This window comes from Chryseobacterium sp. 14P4.3.2, assembly GCF_057799275.1.
On record NZ_JBYOKO010000002.1, the window covers coordinates 95,362 to 116,462 of the forward strand.

The window sequence follows — 21,101 nt, forward strand, 5'->3', positions numbered from 1 at the left end:
TAATTTTAAACTTTCCGCTTAATTTCCAACTCCATTACGGTTTTCCGTAAAGAATTTTTACCCGTTTTCAGTACATTTGAGGCAATATATTGCTATATTAGAGCATTGATCTTTCCTTTAGGGGAAGCTAATTAACCAATAACTCAAATGTATTAAGATGACCAGTTTTGAAAATTCGGACCTACAAATATTCATGTTCACGACAGCGGATCAGGGAGATAATTATTCAAAAAGAAGGTTATATAATTAACAGCCTGATGACCCATGCAGAACGATAACCATTCTCTACATACCGATGATTTTATTATCGATGTCTCCGGAAATACTGATATCCCGATTCATTTCAGGAATGATATTTATCTTTCCGAAAGTGAACCCATACCTCATCAGAACGGATCTTATAATACTGATTCATGGAAAATCGGTAAAAAATACAGCAGGAAACTGAATCTGACCGAAGATCAGATTAAAATACTGGATAAAATGTCCTTTTCAGGAAATGTATTTAATGAGATTGAATACTGTAAAATCCAGATATTAAAACAGTTTTTAAGAGCGGTTGATTACCTTTATCAACACTGTATTCCTGTCAATAAATCTTATCTGACAGTCATTGATGAATTATCGGAAATCATCGTTTGCCTTCGTTACAATTACAGAAAAGAAAGCTTGAACTACAGCTACACTTATGATTCTGTACAAACGGAAATTTTCAACCATATTTTGAAACTGTGCGAAAATAATGTCCGTGAAATCTATGGTATTAAAAGAAAAATTAATACTGATTTTAACTATAATGAACCTGATATTCTTCATCAATACAACAAAAAAATAGTTTCTAAACTTGAAATCTTTCTGAAAGAAAATCAGCATCAGATTCTGGATGCAGATTATAAGACGAATATTATTCTCAACGAAAATAATACCAGCCGATGGAAGACCAAATTTGACCTGATTAAAGAAGATTATTCAAATCCTCTTGCTTTTGAAAGAGAAATTTTCAGACTTGTAGAGGTGAACGTGAAAAATCCATCTGCTGATGCTATATTCTTTGAGGCTTCAAAATTTGCGGCAGACTATGACAGAACCTGTGCATTGCGGCTTTATATCCATTATCTGGAAAAAGATCTCAACTCATCCAGATTTGATCAGAGACCACTGAACAAAACGATTCAGAAGAGCTTATTTTCAACCCGGGAACAGCTTGCCGATTTTGAGAAAATTCTGAATGACTTCATTGCAGACAGAAATCTGGAAAAGGCTATTGAAAGTGCCAACCTTCTTTATCAGCCTAAAAGAAAAAAAATTACGATTGATCCGGAAGCCATTAAAGATATCCAGGCCCAGGATTCTGAAACAGCGGATATTCTGGGACAGATTCTCAATACTGAAGATGAAGACGAAACTTTTATAGAAACTGTTCAAATTACTAAGGAAGAAGAAGAACTTACTATTACCATAAGTCCTCAGGTTTCTGAAAATCAAACTTCCAAATATCTTGATAGTTTGAATTTATCAGATATTCAAAAGGAAATTCTGGATCTATTTGAGAAAAACAGTTTCAATATACTTCAGTGTGATTTTGGAGATTTTATAAAAACAAAAGGTCTGTTTATGGGCTCTGCAATAGATTCTATTAATGAATGCTGTTTCGAGACCCTGGATGATGTCCTGATTGAAGAAGAAGATGAATATTTTATTATTAGCACAAATTATTACCAAAAACTTTTAAATAATGATTGACAATATTAAACCCAAAGAAGCAACTTCCATTATCAACTCTCTGGTAAGCGGGGTAGTACCTAAAATTGGAGTTCAGCATATTACCGTGGGAAGATCTGAGGAGATTAACGCTGTTATAGGCTCTTTGGAAGATGTGAAAAATGGTCTCAGCCTGGTCAAATTCTGGATCGGAGACTTCGGAAGCGGAAAATCATTCATGCTTCATTTGTTGAATACAGTAGCTTTAAAGCAAAAATTTGTAGTAGCCAATGCAGATTTTACACCAGATAACAGGCTCTATGCCAATGATGGGAAAAGCGTCATTCTATATTCTGCCATCATGGATAATATTGCCATCCAGACGAAACCCGAAGGTGGAGCATTGCAGACCTTACTTGAAAAATGGATTGAGCAGGTGATTACAAAAACGGCTGAAGAAAATCATCTTTCTCTGATGGAGATCAGGAATGATCAGTATTTAAGCCTAATTCAGAATTCTATTATAAAAACAGTCAATGAAATTACAGAAGTAGGTGGTTTTGATTTTGGTTCTGCGATTGTCAAATATTATGAAGGGTATATCAAAGGGGATGAACTTCTACGTAGAAATGCCCTGAAGTGGCTGAAAGGAGAGTACACTACGAAAACGGAAGCCAGACATGACCTTGGAATAAGAGAGATCATCAATGATTCCAACTACTATGATATGCTGAAGAATTTCTGTAAGCTCTTTGTGAGTATGGGATATAGCGGTTTTATGATCAATCTGGATGAGGCCATTAATCTTTATAAAATTTCTGTTGCAGCTTCCCGTGAGAAGAATTATGAAAAAATTCTCTCTATTTATAACGATTGTTTTCAGGGAAAAGTAGCCAATCTATTCATTAATTTTGCAGGAACGAAAGAATTTCTCGAAAATGAAAGAAGAGGGCTATTCAGCTATCCGGCTTTAAAAACAAGGTTAGAATCCAATAAATTTGAAACTTCTGAGCTGCGTGATTTTGCACAGCCCGTTATTAAACTGATGCCTTTGAATCATAATGAAATTTTTGTTTTGCTTAAAAAACTCAAGCTGATCTTCGATTTCAATTATAAAATAGAACTGAATATTACTGATGAAGAAATTTCCTTATTTATGGAAGAAATATTCAATAAACCCGGAGCCGCAGAATTTCTTACGCCAAGGGAGGTCATTCGTGATTTCCTGAATATCCTGAACATCATCAGACAAAATCCTGACGTGGATAAAAGAATACTTTTTGGAGAAATTGAAATTGCTGACGAAAGGCCGGATGATCTTGTTCTTTTAGACAGTATTGAGGAATTATGACAGCATTCGACCAGCTTTCTGAACCAATCAGAAAATATATCCGTGATAAAAAATGGGAAAGTTTAAGACCTATTCAGGAAGCGGCTATCCAAAGGATTATTTCCACTGACAATAATTATATTTTAATATCAAGAACAGCTTCAGGCAAAACCGAAGCTGCTTTTCTTCCTATTTTATCAAAAATCAATTTTAAAGAACCGGGAGTAAAAGTATTGTATATTTCTCCGTTGATTGCCCTGATTAACGATCAGTTTTTACGGGTCGGAAACCTTTGTGAATATTTGGATGTTCCTGTAACGAAATGGCATGGAGAAGCCTCGCGGGGAGCCAAAGACAGACTGCTTAAAGCTCCGGAAGGGATTGTTCTCATTACCCCGGAATCTTTAGAAGCCATGTTTGTGAATAAACCTTACAACATTCACCATCTTTTCTCTAATTTGGAATACATTGTTATTGATGAGATCCATTCTTTTTTAGGTTCCGATCGGGGTACTCACCTGCAGTCGCTATTGAATCGTCTTCAAAAAGTTAATATGAAGAAATTCAATATTGTGGGGCTGTCAGCAACGGTAAGTGATGCTAATCAATATCAGGAGCTTAAAGACTTTCTCGGAGATCCGGATCGTACAAAGATTATAAGAGATAGTACGCCGAAACCAATCAATGCTGTTTTCAAATATTTTGCAGGAACGGTTGATGAATTGCCTTTACCACTCTTGAAAGATCTGTATACCCGGACAAGAGACAGCAAAGTTTTGATATTTCCCAACGCAAGAGGAAGAGTAGAAGAAGTTGCTGTAAAGCTGAAACAGATCTCTGAAAGAGTAGGAGGTCATAAGAATTACTTTTCCCATCACTCATCTGTAGACCGGGAAGTTCGTGAATATGTAGAGTTTTTTGCAAAAAATTCTACTTTACAAAACTTTTGTATTTCCTGTACATCAACTCTGGAACTGGGAATTGATATAGGGAATGTAGATGAAGTGGTACAGATTGATGCCACTCACAGTATTGCTTCTCTGATCCAGCGGGTCGGGAGAAGTGGCAGAAGGGAAGGTAAAGCCAGTAATCTGTTTCTATATGCTACAGGACCATGGAGCTTGCTTCAGTCTTTAGCGTGTTGGTTATTATATAAGGAACATTATATAGAACCTGTTTCTATCAATAAAAAGCCTTATGATGTGCTTGTTCATCAACTTTTGTCCATTGTCAAAGGGACATCTGGGATTCCTCTGCCTCAGCTGTTGGGAGAGATTACGTCCAATATTACTTTTTCAAATATTAAAGCAGAGCAGATAGAAGAAGTAATCACCTATCTCATAGCTAATGATTTTTTAGAGAAACTGGGCAGCGAACTGATCATTGGTATTGAAGGAGAAAAAGTGGTCAACAGTAAAGATTTCTACACTCTTTTTGAAACACCTGTTTTCTTCAAAGTTTCAGGGAATGGAGTGAAAATCGGAGAACTTCCGTTAACTCCACAGATCAAAGAAGATGAAAATATTTACCTGTCTGCCAGGATATGGCGAATCATTGATATTGATTATAAATCAAAGAAAATTGAAGTGGTTCCTGCTGTAGATGGAAAAAAACCGATGTTTCTGGGTGATTCTGCTGACACAGCGTATAAAATCCGGGAAAAGATGCTCGAAATTCTTGTTTCAAAAGAGGAATTTGATCTTTTAGATCAGACAGGGCATGAAGCTATTGAGATTTTACGTAAAGATTTTTCTGTTTTTAAAATCAATGATTTCAGAACAGACAGACCTTTGCTAAAGCGTAATGAAAACCTTACTTTCTATTCTTTTACAAGCTCTAAAATCAACAAAACACTGCATTTTATTTTAAACAGGCTGGGAATAGAAAATGTACTCACCGATAATGAAAGTTCATTTGAAATAAAAAGTTGTCTTGCGTCTGAATTTATAATCGCTCTCAAAAATACGGATCAGGCCTCAGAGATTACGGATGCCCTTACTGAATTATTGGAAGATTCTCCTGGGATGATTGATTTTTCAAAATGGGGAAAATACCTACCGATTCAATATCAGGCAGAATTACTGAAAGAAAAATATTTCGACTTTGAAGGCTGTTATGCTTATCTCCGGAATTTAGAAATCATAGAAAATAATCCACAATAAAAAGGATATTTTTATCATCGGGCTTTCTCAAAAGTGAGAAAGCCCGATGATTTATTTGAGATTAATCATTGATTTCAATTACATCGTTATCCAGATCGTGATAAAGAAGGATTTTCCAGCCATTATCTCTGGCTTCTTTTTCCCATTTGAGCCTTAGTTCCATTGCTTTTCTTCCGTTAAAATCACTTTTGTAAGCGAGTTGGTATTTCAAATAAGAAGCTTGCGGAAGATCATCAGCACCATAGAAAACAGTTTCTCCATTCTCTCTGATCCAGAAAACCTGCATAAAAGGCGTATGCCCTCCCACGACTTCGTAGGAAATTTCATCAGTAATATTTCCCTTATCATCATCCATCCAGATAACATTGGGCAGCTGAATCAGTTTTTCCAGAATATCAAAATCGAAAGAAGGATTCCCTTTATTTTCCATAGCAAAATCCAGCTCACGCTTTTGAATATAGATTTCCGCATTTGGAAAAACAGCTTCAAAACCATGGTCCGTAAGTCTTACAGCTCCTTCAATGTGGTCTTTATGCAGATGGGAAAGCAGTAGTTTTGTGATCTGACCGGGACTGATTCCATTTTCTTCAAGAATCTTGGAAATTACAGATGTTCCGGTTTCATTTTTCCAGCCAATACCTGCATCTAAAAGGATATAATCATTTTCAGTAATGATAAGAAAAGGCTGTACAGACATTTTAATTCCTTTAACGGTATCAAAATTGTCTGTTGTTAAAAGAGTAAAGTCTTTGGCTTTGCTTGCTGAGAAATTACCTTCTTTAAGGGGAATGATTTTCATATTGCAAATTTCCTTACTATTTCTAAAATTTCAAAGGTTTTCCGTCAATAAGGATTATCAACAAAAACAATCTTAGTGTATGATCCGGTTTTTATCACCGATTTTATCCGTAAAAAGCAGTAAAATACTATATACAGGCTAAGAAATATTGAAAAAATATTTTATTAATGCTTATTGGGAGACTTTGGTTTATATATATGAGATTAAATTAATAATTTGTTTTTATTAAAATAACTACCTTTGGGCTCTTTAAAAAGCAGCAGATTTCTGAATGTGATAACATATTTTGATCATCCGAAACAGCTTTTCTATTCACTAAAACTTTATTTGTAGTATGCAGGAGAATTCTTCCAATGGCATTTCCCGGACTGTTATATGGCTGATGGCCATTATTTCCGGACTTGTGGTGGCCAATAATTATTATAACCAGCCTTTACTGGCCCTTATTTCTGAAGATCTGAAGGTTTCTGAAAGTGCCGCCAGTCGAATTTCCGTACTTACACAGATCGGGTATGCATTAGGGCTATTGCTGATTGTACCTCTAGGGGATAAATTCTTTCGTAAAAGATTGATTTTGATTGATCTGTTCCTTGTTTTCGGATCTTTGCTATGGATGACTTTTGCCACTCAGTTGTGGATGCTGTACGCAGCCAGTTTACTGATTGGAGCAACATCTGTTATTCCGCAGTTATTCGTTCCCATAGCAGCTGAGCTTTCATCAGACAAAGAAAAATCTGCTAATATCGGGCTTGTCATGTCAGGACTTTTGCTGGGGATTCTTCTTTCCCGTTTCATAGGAGGTATTGTAGGAGAAGTCTGGGGTTGGAGGGCGATGTTTGGTATTGCAGCGGGGCTCATGATTTTAGTTTGGCTGGCTGTCTATAAAATGCTTCCGGAACTGCATCCCAATTTCAAAGGAACCTACAAAGAACTGATGCGTTCTGTAGCCCACCTTGCCAAAACACAGCCTATTCTTCAGCTTGCGTCATTCCGTGGAGCAATGGCTTTCGGTTCTATGTGCGCATTGTTTACAACATTGGTATTCCACATGGAAAAACCACCTTTTAATGCCGGATCTTCTGTGGTAGGAAGCTTTGGACTGGCAGGGGCAGTTGGGGCTTTAGCAGCAGCTAAAGTAGGGAAGCTGCAGAAATATCTGGATATCAACCGTATTATACTATATTCATTACTGATTGTTATAGGAAGCTGGGGATTCACTTATTTTGCAGGAGAAACCTATTGGGGGCTTATTATAGGAGTTATTTTGGTAGACCTTGGCGTACAGTCAAGCCACATTATGAACCAAACGAACTATTTCCTTATAAAATCCAATGCAGTTAACAGACTGAATACGGTATATATGGTTTCCTATTTTATTGGAGGCTCTCTGGGAACATGGTTAGCTTCTGTTGCATGGCAAAAAGCACAATGGGGAGGTGTTTGCTTTGTAGGGACAGTATTTGGAGTGCTGGCGCTCATCGCTCATATCCTTTTCTGTAATAAAGTAAACAAGCATACTTTAAATACTTAATTCTTACTGGAAAAGCGCATAAAGACATAAATGTAATGCATTCAATTTTATCAGAGATTGATATGAGAAAACTTACGTCTTTATGTTTTTTGATATTTTAAACTAACAAATTTTTAGATATTTATTTGGTGAATATCTTTGATCAGGGGGGAAGGATTTTATTCAGATTCTTCCTGTTCCTGGATCAATTCTCTGTGTTTTCCACCCCATTCACTCAGGGAATTCCATATTGGGATCAGTTCTCTTGCAATATCTGTAAGTTCATAATCTACTCTTGGCGGAACCTGAGCATAAACCGTTCTTTTTACCAACCCTTCCTTTTCAAGCTCTCTCAGCTGTAAAGTGAGCATCCTTTCCGTTATTCCTAAAATAGATTTCCTAAGCTCACTAAACCGTAGCTTTTCGATCTTTAACTTATCAAGAATCAGAAGTTTCCATCTGCCTCCGATCTTACAGACGGCATAGGTCAAATCACACTCATGGATATACTGTCTGTTGATGCTGTTCGTTGAATTTTCTTTTATCTTTCCCATTACTTACAAATTTGTTAGTACCATACAATTCGCTGTATACCGTGCAAATGTAAGGCTTGAAGTTTAATTTTGCTAACAGAAAAAGAAAATAGTCAGCAGTAAAGAACAATAGCGCTCACGTTCACTGCAAAAAATAATACTAACATAAATTTTAAAACAAAAATGCAGTTAACATCCAAGGTTACCCAGATATTAGATCATTTAGATAAAATACAGCCGTTCAATGCTCAGAATCCATTAGATGGAATGCGGAAATATCTTGAAACAATGTCTTTCCAGCTCAGTGGAAAAAAAGAGCCGGTAGTTATGATTGAAGAAGTCAGTATTCCAAAAGAAAATCACCGGATTCCTGTTCGTATTTACCGCCCTAAAGGAATGAATGTTGAGAAATCATCTGTTATTATTTATATCCATGGCGGATGGTTTATTGCGGGAGGTTATGAAACCCATGATGCGGTAGTTCGTAAATTAGCCAATAAAACAGGATCTGTAATTGTTTTTGCAGACTACCGTTTAGCTCCTGAACATCCGTTTCCGGCAGGTTTGAATGATTGTATGGATACTGTAAAATGGATCGTAGATAACGCAGAAGTTCTGGGAATTGATCAAAATAAAATAGGCATTATAGGTGACAGTGCAGGCGGAGCTCTTGCAACAGCGGTCTCTACCCAAATGGGGAAAGATTTTAAATTTCAGGTATTAATTTACCCTGCGGCGGATAATAAGCTCAATACAGGAACCTGGGAAACCTATGAAAACGGCCCGGTTCTCAACAGGCAGGGCGGTGTGGAAGCATGGAATTCATATCTTCCCGAAGAAGAGATTGATAATCCTCTTGCTATCCCTGTTTTGATAAAAAATTTTAAAGAAACACCACCCACTTTGGTCATCCTGGCTGAACATGATCCGTTGCTGGACGACGGGAAACAGCTTTCTGGGAATATGAAAAATGCCGGAATACCTCTCCAGACACGTTTTTATAAGGATATGATTCACGGGTTTATGCATATGGGAGATGTACTGGATGAAGTGCAGACCGCAATAGATGAGATGTCTCTGTTTGCCCATCAGAATTTTGAAAATGTCAAAAAACATCAATAATGAAAACATTCGCCTATATTGGATGTCTTGGATTCATTGCTGTTATTACCACAGAATTCGGGATTATCGGAATTCTGCCACAGGTTGCAGAGTATTATAAGATCAGTATTGACAAAGCAGGTTATCTTTTAAGTGCCTTTGCATTGGTGATTGCTCTTACAGGTCCTTTTATGACCTTATGGACTTCGGGGATTGACCGGAAGAAAATAATGTCAGCATCCTTATTTATGTTTCTGATTACAGGGATTGTTTCCTCTTTTTCACCGCCTTTCTGGCTGTTGATGCTGGTAAGGATTCTTCCTGCATTTTTACAGCCTGTTTACATTGCCACCGCTTTGTCTGTGGCAGTAGCTCAGGCAGATGAAAGTAAGAAAAATGAACTGATGAGTATCGTTTTCAATGGGGTAACAATTGCTATGGTAACTACGGTTCCTTTTGCGACATGGATATCAGGGCTTTATTCCTGGGAATATTCTTTTATGGTGCAGACAGCGGTAAGTTTAATAGCCTTAATTATTATTCAGCTGATGCTGCCTTCTATTCCGGTAAAAGAAAAAAAATCCTATGGAAGCCAGATCAATATTCTGAAAAAGCCTGTATTTATTTTCAGTACGCTGACTAATTTTTTTATGATTACAGCCTGGTTTTCTACCTACAGTTATTTCGCTGATTATCTGAGTAAAGCAAAAGGAATGGATACTTCAATGATCAGTTATATGCTTTTCCTGTTCGGAATTATAGGAATTGTGGCGAACTGGACGGCTGGCAAGATGCTCAATAAAAATGTAGCGGGGACGACTGCTTTTTTCCTTTCGGGAACGATTTTGATACCGATACTCTTTTATATTTCTGACGGAAACCTTTGGGCTACCATTCTAGTGATAGGTATTTGGGGTTTTCTTTACTCACCAAGTTTCCTGAATGCATCTACGTATATGATTTCTTCAGCTCCTGGTGCACTGGAGTTTGCCAACAGTCTGGCTACATCATTTGGAAACCTCGGAGTTACCTTAGGGACCACAATTGGCGGTTGGATCATTGTTACAAAAGGAGCAGAATACACTCCATGGATTGGTTTAGTTTTCGGGCTTCTTGCTTTTTTAATGATGATTTTAAGAAGCATATTTGAAAAGCGCAATCAGCAGTTAGCTCCTTGTTAAATTTAAACTGTAATAAATTTTATTACATTAAAAAAATGTCGTAAATTTGTAGCCTAGAATTTAATATAAAATACAATGAAAATAGAAATCTGGTCGGACGTAATGTGTCCGTTTTGCTATATCGGAAAAAATAATTTTGAACAGGCTTTAGAGAAACTGCCATTTAAAGATCAGGTAGAAGTAGAATGGAAGAGTTTTCAGCTGGACCCAACTTTAGATCCTGGCAAAACTCAGAATACAATAGAATATTTTAAAGAAAAGAAAGGTTTTCCTGAAGCTCAGGCTTCACAAATGATCAGCCAGGTTGCCCAAATGGGAAAAGGAGCCGGAATTGACTTTAATTTTGAAAAAGCTTTGATTACAAATACCTTTAGTGCTCACAGACTGCTTCATCTAGCAAAAAAGCATAACAAATCGAATGAGATGGAAGAAGCTTTATTTATTGCTCATTTTATTGACGGTAAAAATGTAGGTGATGCTGAAGTATTGGTATCTCTTGCTGAAAATGTAGGAATTGATAAAGAAGAAGCTATGCAGGCTGTTACTTCCGATCAATTGGACTACGAAGTGAATAAGGATATCATGGAAGCAAGAAATAATGGCGTTTCCGGCGTACCATTTTTTGTGCTCAACGGTAAATATGCAGTTTCCGGAGCCCAGCCGGTAGAAGTGTTTGAAAATGCGCTTCAGCAGACGTATAATGAAACCGTAAGTCCTTTCAAGGATCTTTCCGGTGGAAGCGGTGCTTCCTGCGATGCTGACGGATGCAGTATTTAATCTTTAACCCCAGAACAAGTGAAACCGTTTTGGGGTTTTATTTTTTTATTTGGGATTGATTGTTTATAATATCTCTCTTATCTTTGTAGAAACCGCTAAGTAGATACAAATCCATTTTTTCAATGATAAAAATTAATAATGAGCTCCATTATCCTATTGCAGACACTCTTTTTGTTTTTGCATTGGATTCAGAAGCAGGAACAGTGTTTGAAGGGAAAAACAAATTGATCACAGGGATCGGAAAGGTGAATGCAGCTATTGAACTGACCAAAGAAATTCACGCAAGGAGACCGAAACTGATTGTCAATTTAGGCTCTGCAGGGAGTAAAGGATTTCATAAAGGAGAAGTGGTATGCTGCACAAAATTTATCCAGAGAGATATGGATGTAAGGGGCCTTGGATTTAAATTATATGAAACCCCTTTATCCGGAGTTCCTCCTGTACTTGAATATGGTCTTAAAATGGATACTTTGAAAGAAGGGACCTGTGGAAGCGGCGACAGTTTTGAAATGAATCATACCGAAACAGATTATAATATCGTAGATATGGAAGCATATCCGCTGGCACTGATTGCCAGGAAGGAAAATATTCCGTTTCTATGTTTAAAGTATATCTCTGATGATGCAGGAAGTGACGCGGCGGACGATTGGAGTGTACAGGTACATCTGGCTTCTGAAGCATTTAAAAAAATATTATTTTCATAAAATCTGACAGTCATGACATCCATTATTATCAATAAAGCTTTATCTGAAGATGTAGAAATTATCCGTGATCTGGGGATACAGACTTTTTCTGAAACGTTTGCAAAAGACAATTCTGCAGAAGCCATGAAAAAATACCTGGAAGAAAGCTTTAATGCGGAAAAGGTAAAATCAGAGCTAAACAATCCGGACTCTCATTTTTATATTGCCTGGGAAGAGGACAATCCTGTAGGATATCTGAAAATGAATATAGGGAATGCCCAGACGGAATTGCAGGACGAGACGAGTCTTGAAATTGAAAGGATTTATGTAAAGAAAAGTCATCATGGTAAAAAGGTAGGCCAGCTTTTGTACAATCAGGCACTGGAAACCGCTCAAAGTTTTAAAAAATCTTATGTATGGCTGGGAGTTTGGGAAGAGAATCTAAGGGCTTTAAATTTTTACAGGAAAAATGGCTTTATTGAATTTGATAAACATATTTTCAGGCTAGGTGAGGAGGAACAGACGGATCTTATGATGAAGAAAATGTTGGATTAAAAATGATATTCAATTTCCCATCATGAACAACTCTGAATTTTTGAAGCAGCTTAATCAGTATTATCCGTTATCCGATGAAACGGTTAAAGACCTGATGGATATTTGTACAGAAGAAAGATATGTGAAAAATGAGCTTCTTCTGGAAGCCGGGAATATGGCAAGGTATTATTATTTTATAAAATCAGGGCTGATAGGATATTATACAACAGATCACGATGGAGATACTATTTATAAAATTTTCTTTGAAGAAAACAGTTTTGTAGCTTCTACGGCTGCCATTATTAAAAATGAGCCCAGTGATTTTAATATTATTGCTCTTGAAGACTGTTCAGTAATACAATATCCCGTAAAAGCCTATAGAGATCTGCTTACAAAACACCATGATCTGGCTCTTTTTCAAATTCATTATTTAGAAAAAAACTGGGTGGTAAAAAAAGAACCGCTGGAAGTTTCTTTGAAATATGAAACAGCAAAGAAACGGTATTTACAGCTCCTTGAAAACGAATCCCTTTATAAAAGATTAAAACAGCATCATATTGCTTCCTATCTGGGGATTACTCCTACACAGCTTAGCCGCATAAAAAAGGAAATAAATTAACAAACGCTTCAACATATGTTGAGGCGTTTCTGTTTTTTTCAACGGACCTTTGTCACGTCATAAGATCAAAGTATAAATTTTTAACTACAGAGATGATGTATAGAGGTCCGTTTTAATCAGTCATATCTGATTGTATTCTTAACCATTATATATTCGTGAATCTTTAGGTTAAAATTTATAAAACTCTTTTATTTAAAACAAAAACAGCTTAAATTTATAGAAGATGTACTCTGATGCGATGCTCATCATTAATTAAATATTTCAAGCATGAAAAAGTTAATCAACATTCTATTTGTTCTGACTGCTTTTGCACAGTTTTCAGCACAAAAAATTATTCATCAGGAAATTTTCAGTCCGAAAATGAATAAAAAGATCAAAACCATTATTATCACTCCTAATCTTCAAGCCAATACAACGTATCCATCGGTGTACATTCTTCATGGTTTCAGTGGAAATCCGGATAGAATTATCAAACAGGACATTCCGGATCTTGTTCAGAAAGCTCAGCAGAACAAAACCATTTATGTTTTGCCGGACGGAAATTACAGCTCATGGTATCTGGATAGTCCAATTATCAAGGATTCACAATATCAGACTTTTATAGGAAAAGAACTGGTAGAATTCATTGATAAGAACTATCCTGTGAAAGCTGAAAAAAAATACAGAGGTATTTTGGGCTGGAGTATGGGCGGCTATGGTGCTACAAACATCGGGGTAACTTACAATAAAACATTTGGAATTGTGGGAAGTTCTTGCGGTGCATTGGATTTCAATGTATTTGGAGAAGGGTATCAGAAATACATGGTTAATAAAGTAGCTGGACCATTAGAGTCTATCAATCCCAATTTTCTTACTGATAATAAAATAAAACTTATGGCCGCGGCAGGACAGCAGTATATTTTTGACTGTGGTACAGACGACACCCAAATGATTGCCATGAACAGGAATTTTCATAAGAAGCTGACGGAACAGAAAATTCAGCATCTGTACACGGAATCTCTGGGAGGACACGTTACCGAATACTGGAGCAGGTCATTATCAGAACAACTGGCTTTGTTTGACCGATTTTTTAAACAATAAATTATAAAACCCTCATACAGTACAGATGAGGGTTTTGTTTCTGATGTAAAATCAGGAGATTTATGTAATCTGATGTTACGAAACACCGTATTTGTAAGTTTCGGCTAAAGCCTATGGAATTCTAATTTTTTAGTAAAACGGACTTTAGTCCGTTTTTATTGAATAGAAATCTTCTGTATATTTTCAGAATGATAAGCTTTAGCGAAAACGTAAGAAAAACAAAACTCCGGAAAAATTAATTCCAGAGTTTTTAGTAAAATAAGATCTTTATGTGACTTTGATTATATTGCTGTATTACAAGTTTTTATGAAGTTTCAATTATAGCTTTATTTAACTTGGTTTTATAATTCTTAAGTAAAAATAAAGTAACAATTCCTACTGTTAATTCTATCATTGCGCTTCCCCAATAAATACTTTTAATTCCAAAGTAATGCGGTAAAATCAGCATCAAAGGAATATAAAGAATAATCTGACGGAAGAAAACCAGAAAGCTGGCTTTCTTACTCTGGTTGACGGCCGGATAATAGGAGAGAGCCAGCACGGTAACAGGAAGTAAAGGCAATACTGAAAAGAACAATCTGAAATCAATAATTTGATGGTACTCGGCAGAATAACCGGGAAGCATCAGGCCAATCAACTGTTCCGGGAAAACTAGAGCAACCAGAAAGAAGGGGGAAAGAATACCTACTCCTGCCAGGATATAGGTTCTGAGGAATTTTTTGGCCCTGTTATATTGTCCGGCCCCAAAATTCATTCCTACCACAGGCTGCAAACCTCTCATCAATCCAAATAATGGGGTCATCAGAAAGAGGAAAAGCCTGTTCAGAACCGTAAAAAAGGAAATATCCCTTTCTGTTCCATAGGCAGCAATAGCATTAAAAATAATAATGCTCTGAATGACTCCCATTACTGATAATATCATCTCCGGAAGGCCCAGTTTTAAAATTCTTTTTCCAATATTTTTATCATAAGAGAGGGATTTCCAGTTGGTAGAAAAAGAGCTTTTTCCTTTAGCATAATAATAAAATCCTAATAGAGAATAAATCAGCATGCCGCAGTTGGTAGCCCATGCAGCTCCGGCCACTCCCCATCCGAATACAGAGATAAAGACAGGTTTTAGGATAATATCAATAATAAGTCCCACGGTGATCATTGACGCTGCAGTTTTCATTTTTCCTTCCGCTCTTACCAGCATATTCAATGCTAAACCGTAAATCCAGAAAACGGTTCCGATAAGGGTAACCCGGAAATATTCTACAGCAATATTCTGGAGATTTCCTTTTGCGCCCATCATTGCCATTAATTCATGGGCATAGATATAAGCAGGGACGGTACATAAAATTGAAAAGCAGATACACAGGACATTAAAGCTTCCAAATAACCGGTAAAGCTTATCTTTATTATTTTCTCCTATCCAGATGCTGACTGCCGCTCCTGCTCCGGTCCCGGCTAGCCTTCCAAAGCCCAAAACAATCTGAGAAAGGGGATAGGCCATTCCTACAGCAGCTAGTGCCTGAGTATTGATAAGATATCCTACAAAAATGGCATCCAGAAAATTGTTGATTCCATAGAGAACGATAGCCGCAACGGCAGGCCATGAGGTTTCCCACATGACCTTTTTCATATCACCTTCTAAGATGAATGTTTTGCGGTCCATGTTTTTTGGGTATTAAACTCCTGAAAAGCAATTCTTTTTTCCACTTTATAAATTTCTCTTCCGGCAATAGCATTAATGATCAGTGCATTTCTGTAGGCTCCCATCCCAAGATCCGGTGTTACAAAACCATGGGTGTGAAGTTCTACATTCTGCACAAAAATATTTTCTGCCTGATCTACCGTGTAATAACGGCTTACTTCAAATAGCCCTTCTTCAGTTCTCTGGATAAGGTTTTCTATTCCTTTTAAGAACTTCGGCTCTTTGTATTGGTAACCTGTTGCGAGGATTATATAATCTGAAATATGTGTAAATGTGGTATTATCCTGTATATGTGTAAAATTCAATGCGTAAGAATTTCCTTCAGGAAGGATGTTATCCAGTTGGCAGCTAGGTTTTAGTGCTACGTTTAAAGGTGTGTTTCCTACACTCATTCCGTACAAGGTGTCGAAAATATCATTGATAAGCTCAAAGTTGATCCCTTTATATAGCGGTGGCTGCTTGGCAAGAACTGCCTTACGTTGTGAAGCAGGCATATTATAAAAATGATCTACATATTCCGGTGAAGTTAATTCCAGAGTTAATTTGGAATATTCCATTGGGAAAAATCGGTCCGGTCTTGTAAACCAGCTCATGAAAAAACCATTTTCCGTTTCCGGAAGAAGATCCTGGAAAATTTCTGCAGCACTCTGCCCGGAACCTATAATGGAAACGGAATTTGCATTAAGTATATTCTCCTTATTATTCAGGTATTCTGAAGTATGAATAACATTTGGGAAGTCTTTATCCTGCATAAATGCCGGTAGGCTTGGTTGTGTACCCGTTCCCAATACAATCTTTTTAGTCTGATATTTTTTAACATCATTATTCTTAAGATCCAGTACATCAATGATAAATACCTGTTCAGCTTCGTTATAGGCAATACTTTCTACTTTTTTTCCAAACAAACAGCTCTGCAGCTGATTAGCAGCCCACTGACAGTATAAATTATATTCTTTTCTTAAAATAAAAAAATCTTCCCTTATATAAAATTTGTACAGACGATCTGTTTCTTTCAAAAAGTTGAGAAAGCTATATTTGCTTTTCGGGTCAGCCATTGTTACCAGATCTGCCATAAAAGGAACCTGTAATGTTGCATTATCAAGCATCAGCCCTGGATGCCAGTCAAAACCATCCGCCTGATCCAGAAACAGGGCAGAAATACTTTCTACAGGATCAAGAAGAGCTGCCAATCCAAGGTTGAAAGGACCAATCCCGATCCCGATAATATCGTATGTTTTATTATTTTCCAATGTATTCTATTTTATAAATTCTTAGTAAAAACTTCGACTCTTTTCATGTAATTTTTTTGATTACAGTCAGGCTGAACAGAGTCGAAGCCTGATCATTATTTTTTTGAAAGCCTTTTCAATCAATTATGCATTATTTGCCTCCAATTTACTTTCCGGGCATTTTTCCCAGTAATTTTCACGGGTGCAGAAAGTAAGATAAGCTGTTTTATGAGGCATGGTAATGATTCCTTCTCTTGTATACCCTAGCTTGGTGATCAGCCTGTCAGTAGGAACAGCCTCTACAGAAGCTTCACCAATGCATTTTCCAACTTCCGGAAGAGAGAAAATATAATCTAACGCCACCTGGAAGGATTCAAAAGAATATTTTTTATCCTTATGGGTTTCTGCAACAAAGAAGTGGGTTCCGTAATCTGTAGGAAGGGAATCATAATAAGCCCCTACAATGTCTCTCATTGGCCAGTAAGGCTCAAAGCTGAACTGTGGTATACCGTTTATTTCTCCGATAAAGCTGTGTTGCTCATCACTTGGAAGAATTGTTCTGAACCAAAGTTCGAGATCTCTTTTCGGACCATCCATTTTCCAGTAAGGTTTTGCGTGTTCCATATTGAACCATTCATGGATCATTTCAAAATCATTTTCAATATCGAAAGGCCTGATGCTGATGGTTAGATTTTCATCCTCAAAATGACGGGAATACACGGTTTCAGTTGTAGAAGGCTTAATCAACTGATGACTGTAGAAATATTTGGTAAGAGGGTTAGGCGTATCAAGAAAAACAGCCGGATATTCCAGAGACTCATCTGCCTCATTGATATTCTGTAAGCTGGTGATCAGATTTCCTTTAGTATACCAGTTTCTTTTGTTGGTAATATAGCTTACCAGCCCTGTTTCGTCTTCATTTTCAAGCTCTTTGAAGGCTTTGTATACCAGGTTGATCAATTTTTTCTCATCCGCTAACCTGTTGCATCCTAAAGCGTTAACCACTCCTAAGATATTGTTGGTGACCAGATAATAAGTGTACTTTGGTGCAAGAGATTCTTCATCGATAATCGATTGACTTTCATCTGCTATTCCCGGAAGAGCGGCGGAAACCAGTTCTTTTCTTCCTTCTCTGAAGAAGAATCCCTGATTGTCTCTGAAGTAAATTTTCGCAGGAAATCCGTTTTTATCAAGCTCTATCATTACATTTTGCTGGTGGAATTCACAGGCAAGTCCGTAAGTATTCAGGATTCTTACAATAGGTCTTACACAAAGGTGAAGATATTGTTTAAACCATTCTACAGCAATCTTTTCTACAGATTGGCCCAGTTTTTCAGCGGTAGTTGTAATAATGTTTTGTAGTCTTGAAGGTTTTCCAAGAATTCCGTCCTGGCATAAAGCAGCTAAAAGAGTTACATTTTTATTTTTGTTCTCTCCCTGAAAAGGATTTCTTCTGATGCTGATATTGAATCCGTTGATGACCTTTCCATTAAAGGTAACAGCCATAAAAGCGGGATCAACCATAAAATCTATTTCCGGAAAATCTCTCTGTAGATTGGTACCCCAATCTGTCTTCAGAAGCCTGCTGATATCATAACCGCGATGAAGTTCCGGGTACAGATTGATCCTCTCAGAGTTGGTGATTTTTACATGCAGAGAAAACTTAAACATCCATTTGTTGTCTTCACTGTATACCGTTCTTACCGAGGAAGTAGGAGTGAAGTATTCTCCGTAATGTCCCAGTGCAAAAAGGACGCCCTGTTCCTCCATAATCTGTACATTTTCCTGACCTAGCAGATAATCAGCTTCCCAAGGGTGCATAGGTAGAATATGATATTCAGGATGCTGATCCCAAAGTTTCTTGTGCTCAGGATTTAGAACCGGATAGATTTTTTCACCAAGTTCTTTGCTTACAAGCTCTCCGTCGGCATTTTTTTCAATCATATTTTCCGGATTCACAAGGAAATAAAATAATTGAAATCTTCCGGAAGTCTCAGGAGAATACTTCAACAGGTCTTCACCGTTAAACCCCTGTTTCGATTTTGGAACCGGATGAAGAATATGCCCTAAAATAAGAGACTGCTCAGCTTCAATGAAAGACATTTCCAAATCATTGATCGGCTTTTTCGTATGTATCGAATGATAGAGATATTCCGTCAGATTGTCAATACTGTTATTTAATCTTTCCAGAACATTGGAAGCATCGATGCCCGGATGAAGCTCTTTTGAATATTCTGCCGTAAGAGTCATAAAGCCGTAAACATTCAATTCTGAAACTTCGTCCGTATTCAGATCTCTCATCAATACCGGAAAATCAAAAAGGTGTCTTCCGCTCTCAGAAAAATAGGCAACAGGAATATAAACGTCACATCCTATAGAAGAAAAGTCGATTCTGATGTGAAGATTCGTTGGCGTTTCTTTAAGATAGGCAGCGATTGCTTCATCATATTTAGGAATACCAAGGTAACGGCTCCAGTTTGTAAATTCTTTCATGTAGCAGTTGATAAGCGATGTGTAGTTTATCTTTTCTGCATATTCTGATATATTAGTTGACTTCAATGTATTCATTTCCGTATTTTTTAATGATGTTAAGTATAGATTTAATGTCTTCAATGGTGGTAAGAGGATTAAGGATGGTAAACTTCAGATAAAACTGTCCGTTTACTTTAGTTCCTGCCGTAAGTGCATTTCCGTGTTTATAGAGTTGTGATTTGATGTATGTATTGATCCTGTTCAGGTCAAAAGTTTTAAAGGGGTCTGCAGAATAACGGAAAACTAATGCTGAAATATCAGAAGAGTTTAGAAGTTCAAAATGAGGGTCATTTTCCAGAGCTTCAACTGCTTCACAGGCAGTCTTGATAATCCTGTCTATATAAGTTCCCAGTCCTTTTTTACCAATAATTCTCAGGGTGAACCAAAGTTTCAGTGCGTCAAATCGTCTTGTGGTCTGGATCGATTTATTAACCTGGTTGGGAATTTCATCTTCATCATGATCCTTAGGATTCAGATAGTCAGCATAATGGGTGATAAGTCTGAAATAGTTTTTATCCTTTACCAAAAATCCGCTGCTGCTTACCGGCTGGAAAAAAGCTTTATGATAATCTACTGTTACAGAATCTGCTTCTTCAATTCCATTGATCAGATGACGGTGCTTTTCTGTCAAAAGCAATGCACATCCGTAGGCTGCATCTACATGAAACCAGAGATTATGTTTTTTGGCGATCCCTGCGATACTGATCAGAGGATCTACATTTCCAAAATCCGTAGTTCCGGCAGTGGCTACAACGGCGATAGGAATGTTTCCGTTTTCAATTTCCTTTCTTATTGCATCTTCCAGCAATACACTGTTCATCCTGAAAGAACGATCTGTTTTTATTTTAATAACAGCCTGTTCGCCAAGACCTAACATGGACGCGCTTTTCTGAATACTGAAATGAGCGGCTTCAGAAACAAAAATCCTGAATCGGTGTGCTTCTTTAGGAAGTCCGTCTTTCTTAATGTTATGATTTAAATATTTAACAGAAAAATGATCTCTTGCCAAAAGCATTCCCATCAGATTGCTTTGAGAGCCTCCGCTGGTAAAGATTCCGTCTGAATATTGATCAAAACCTATCTCACTGCAGGTCCATTCAATAAGTTTCTGTTCCATCAGAGTTCCTCCGGCACTCTGATCCCAGGTATCCAGGGAAGAATTGATGGAGCTGATCATTGCTTCTGCTGCAACAGCAGGTATCACTACCGGACAATTGAGGTGGGCTACATATTTAGGATGATGGAAGGCAACTGCGTGTTGTATATAGAGATCGTTTACCTCATCAAACAGCTCTTCGTAGCTTATAGGAGGAGAATTAAGGTCTATATATTCAAACTGCTTCCTCAGCTCTTTGGGCGAAACACCACTGAAAGGCCGGCGGGTATCCTCTAAAAATGCAATGACACTCTGCTGTGTTCTATGCATCGCACTCTGATATTCGTGAATGTTTATATCACAGAATAAATTTTCCAGATTTGGGAAAAGAGTATCCTTTTCCGACACAATCTGCTCGGTAATAGCTGTATTCATAGATAAGGTGAATTAGTGTTCTTTTACTCTCTAATGGTAAATTTTGATGTATGAATTTAAAAACTGATATACTTTAAACCACTGTGTCAAATTCTTGATCTTC

General features: G+C 37.2%; 17 protein-coding genes. 11 read left to right on the top strand and 6 right to left on the bottom strand.

The window, feature by feature from the left end; genetic code table 11:
* Positions 1-264: 264 nt before the first annotated feature.
* From AC27VX_RS04015 to AC27VX_RS04025, 3 genes are read left to right on the top strand one after another with little or no spacing between them, the layout of a single operon-like run.
* On the top strand, positions 265-1,743 hold the full coding sequence (locus AC27VX_RS04015; protein WP_300691138.1) for a tellurite resistance TerB C-terminal domain-containing protein: 1,479 nt from the start codon (positions 265-267) through the stop codon (positions 1,741-1,743).
* Positions 1,736-3,052: an ATP-binding protein gene (locus AC27VX_RS04020; protein ID WP_488693976.1), complete on the top strand. Its 1,317-nt coding sequence runs from the start codon at positions 1,736-1,738 to the stop codon at positions 3,050-3,052. The genes AC27VX_RS04015 and AC27VX_RS04020 overlap by 8 nt, the downstream gene beginning before the upstream one ends.
* Entirely contained in the window at positions 3,049-5,193 is a 2,145-nt protein-coding gene (locus tag AC27VX_RS04025; protein WP_488693978.1) for a DEAD/DEAH box helicase, read from the top strand. The genes AC27VX_RS04020 and AC27VX_RS04025 overlap by 4 nt, the downstream gene beginning before the upstream one ends.
* Positions 5,194-5,254: 61 nt before the next feature.
* On the opposite strand, the gene AC27VX_RS04030 is transcribed toward AC27VX_RS04025, so the two are convergent.
* On the bottom strand, positions 5,255-5,992 hold the full coding sequence (locus AC27VX_RS04030; RefSeq protein ID WP_488693980.1) for an MBL fold metallo-hydrolase: 738 nt from the start codon (positions 5,990-5,992) through the stop codon (positions 5,255-5,257).
* Between the two features lie 334 nt (positions 5,993-6,326).
* Here AC27VX_RS04030 and AC27VX_RS04035 point away from each other — a divergent pair, with 334 nt between their 5' ends.
* Positions 6,327-7,523, top strand: a complete 1,197-nt coding sequence (locus AC27VX_RS04035) for an MFS transporter (protein ID WP_488693982.1) — start codon at positions 6,327-6,329, stop codon at positions 7,521-7,523.
* 158 nt (positions 7,524-7,681) lie between these two features.
* On the opposite strand, the gene AC27VX_RS04040 is transcribed toward AC27VX_RS04035, so the two are convergent.
* The gene (locus AC27VX_RS04040) at positions 7,682-8,056 is read right to left on the bottom strand and encodes a winged helix-turn-helix transcriptional regulator (RefSeq protein WP_236859307.1); all 375 of its coding nucleotides are present in this window, start codon (positions 8,054-8,056) and stop codon (positions 7,682-7,684) included.
* Positions 8,057-8,218: 162 nt separating this feature from the next.
* Between AC27VX_RS04040 and AC27VX_RS04045 the strand changes: the two genes are divergently transcribed.
* The 7 genes from AC27VX_RS04045 (at position 8,219) to AC27VX_RS04075 (ending at position 14,010) form a co-directional block, all read left to right on the top strand.
* Positions 8,219-9,157 (top strand): alpha/beta hydrolase, encoded by a 939-nt coding sequence (locus AC27VX_RS04045; RefSeq protein ID WP_488693984.1) that lies wholly within the window; start codon positions 8,219-8,221, stop codon positions 9,155-9,157.
* The gene (locus AC27VX_RS04050) at positions 9,157-10,317 is read left to right on the top strand and encodes an MFS transporter (RefSeq protein ID WP_300691130.1); all 1,161 of its coding nucleotides are present in this window, start codon (positions 9,157-9,159) and stop codon (positions 10,315-10,317) included. Before AC27VX_RS04045 ends, AC27VX_RS04050 begins: the two co-directional genes overlap by 1 nt.
* Positions 10,318-10,392: 75 nt before the next feature.
* The gene (locus AC27VX_RS04055; protein WP_488693986.1) at positions 10,393-11,094 is read left to right on the top strand and encodes a DsbA family oxidoreductase; all 702 of its coding nucleotides are present in this window, start codon (positions 10,393-10,395) and stop codon (positions 11,092-11,094) included.
* A gap of 122 nt (positions 11,095-11,216) precedes the next feature.
* Positions 11,217-11,798, top strand: coding sequence for a 5'-methylthioadenosine/S-adenosylhomocysteine nucleosidase family protein (locus AC27VX_RS04060; protein WP_300691127.1), 582 nt, complete (start codon positions 11,217-11,219; stop codon positions 11,796-11,798).
* A 12-nt stretch (positions 11,799-11,810) separates the two neighbouring features.
* Positions 11,811-12,332, top strand: coding sequence for a GNAT family N-acetyltransferase (locus AC27VX_RS04065; protein WP_236859312.1), 522 nt, complete (start codon positions 11,811-11,813; stop codon positions 12,330-12,332).
* Positions 12,333-12,354: 22 nt separating this feature from the next.
* Positions 12,355-12,930 (top strand): Crp/Fnr family transcriptional regulator, encoded by a 576-nt coding sequence (locus AC27VX_RS04070; RefSeq protein ID WP_236859313.1) that lies wholly within the window; start codon positions 12,355-12,357, stop codon positions 12,928-12,930.
* Positions 12,931-13,197: 267 nt separating this feature from the next.
* Positions 13,198-14,010 carry an alpha/beta hydrolase gene (locus AC27VX_RS04075; protein WP_236859314.1) on the top strand — a complete coding sequence of 271 codons (813 nt, stop codon included), beginning with the start codon at positions 13,198-13,200 and terminating at the stop codon, positions 14,008-14,010.
* 304 nt (positions 14,011-14,314) lie between these two features.
* On the opposite strand, the gene AC27VX_RS04080 is transcribed toward AC27VX_RS04075, so the two are convergent.
* The 4 genes from AC27VX_RS04080 to AC27VX_RS04095 all read right to left on the bottom strand — a co-directional run bounded on the left by AC27VX_RS04080 (position 14,315) and on the right by AC27VX_RS04095 (position 20,998).
* Positions 14,315-15,667 (bottom strand): MATE family efflux transporter, encoded by a 1,353-nt coding sequence (locus tag AC27VX_RS04080; RefSeq protein ID WP_488693989.1) that lies wholly within the window; start codon positions 15,665-15,667, stop codon positions 14,315-14,317.
* A complete protein-coding gene (locus AC27VX_RS04085; RefSeq protein ID WP_488693991.1) occupies positions 15,643-16,956 on the bottom strand; it encodes a lysine N(6)-hydroxylase/L-ornithine N(5)-oxygenase family protein in 1,314 nt (437 codons plus the stop codon). Before AC27VX_RS04085 ends, AC27VX_RS04080 begins: the two co-directional genes overlap by 25 nt.
* A 123-nt stretch (positions 16,957-17,079) precedes the next feature.
* Positions 17,080-19,503: a GNAT family N-acetyltransferase gene (locus AC27VX_RS04090; protein WP_488693993.1), complete on the bottom strand. Its 2,424-nt coding sequence runs from the start codon at positions 19,501-19,503 to the stop codon at positions 17,080-17,082.
* The gene (locus AC27VX_RS04095) at positions 19,481-20,998 is read right to left on the bottom strand and encodes a pyridoxal phosphate-dependent decarboxylase family protein (protein ID WP_488693995.1); all 1,518 of its coding nucleotides are present in this window, start codon (positions 20,996-20,998) and stop codon (positions 19,481-19,483) included. Before AC27VX_RS04095 ends, AC27VX_RS04090 begins: the two co-directional genes overlap by 23 nt.
* Positions 20,999-21,101: the final 103 nt, after the last annotated feature.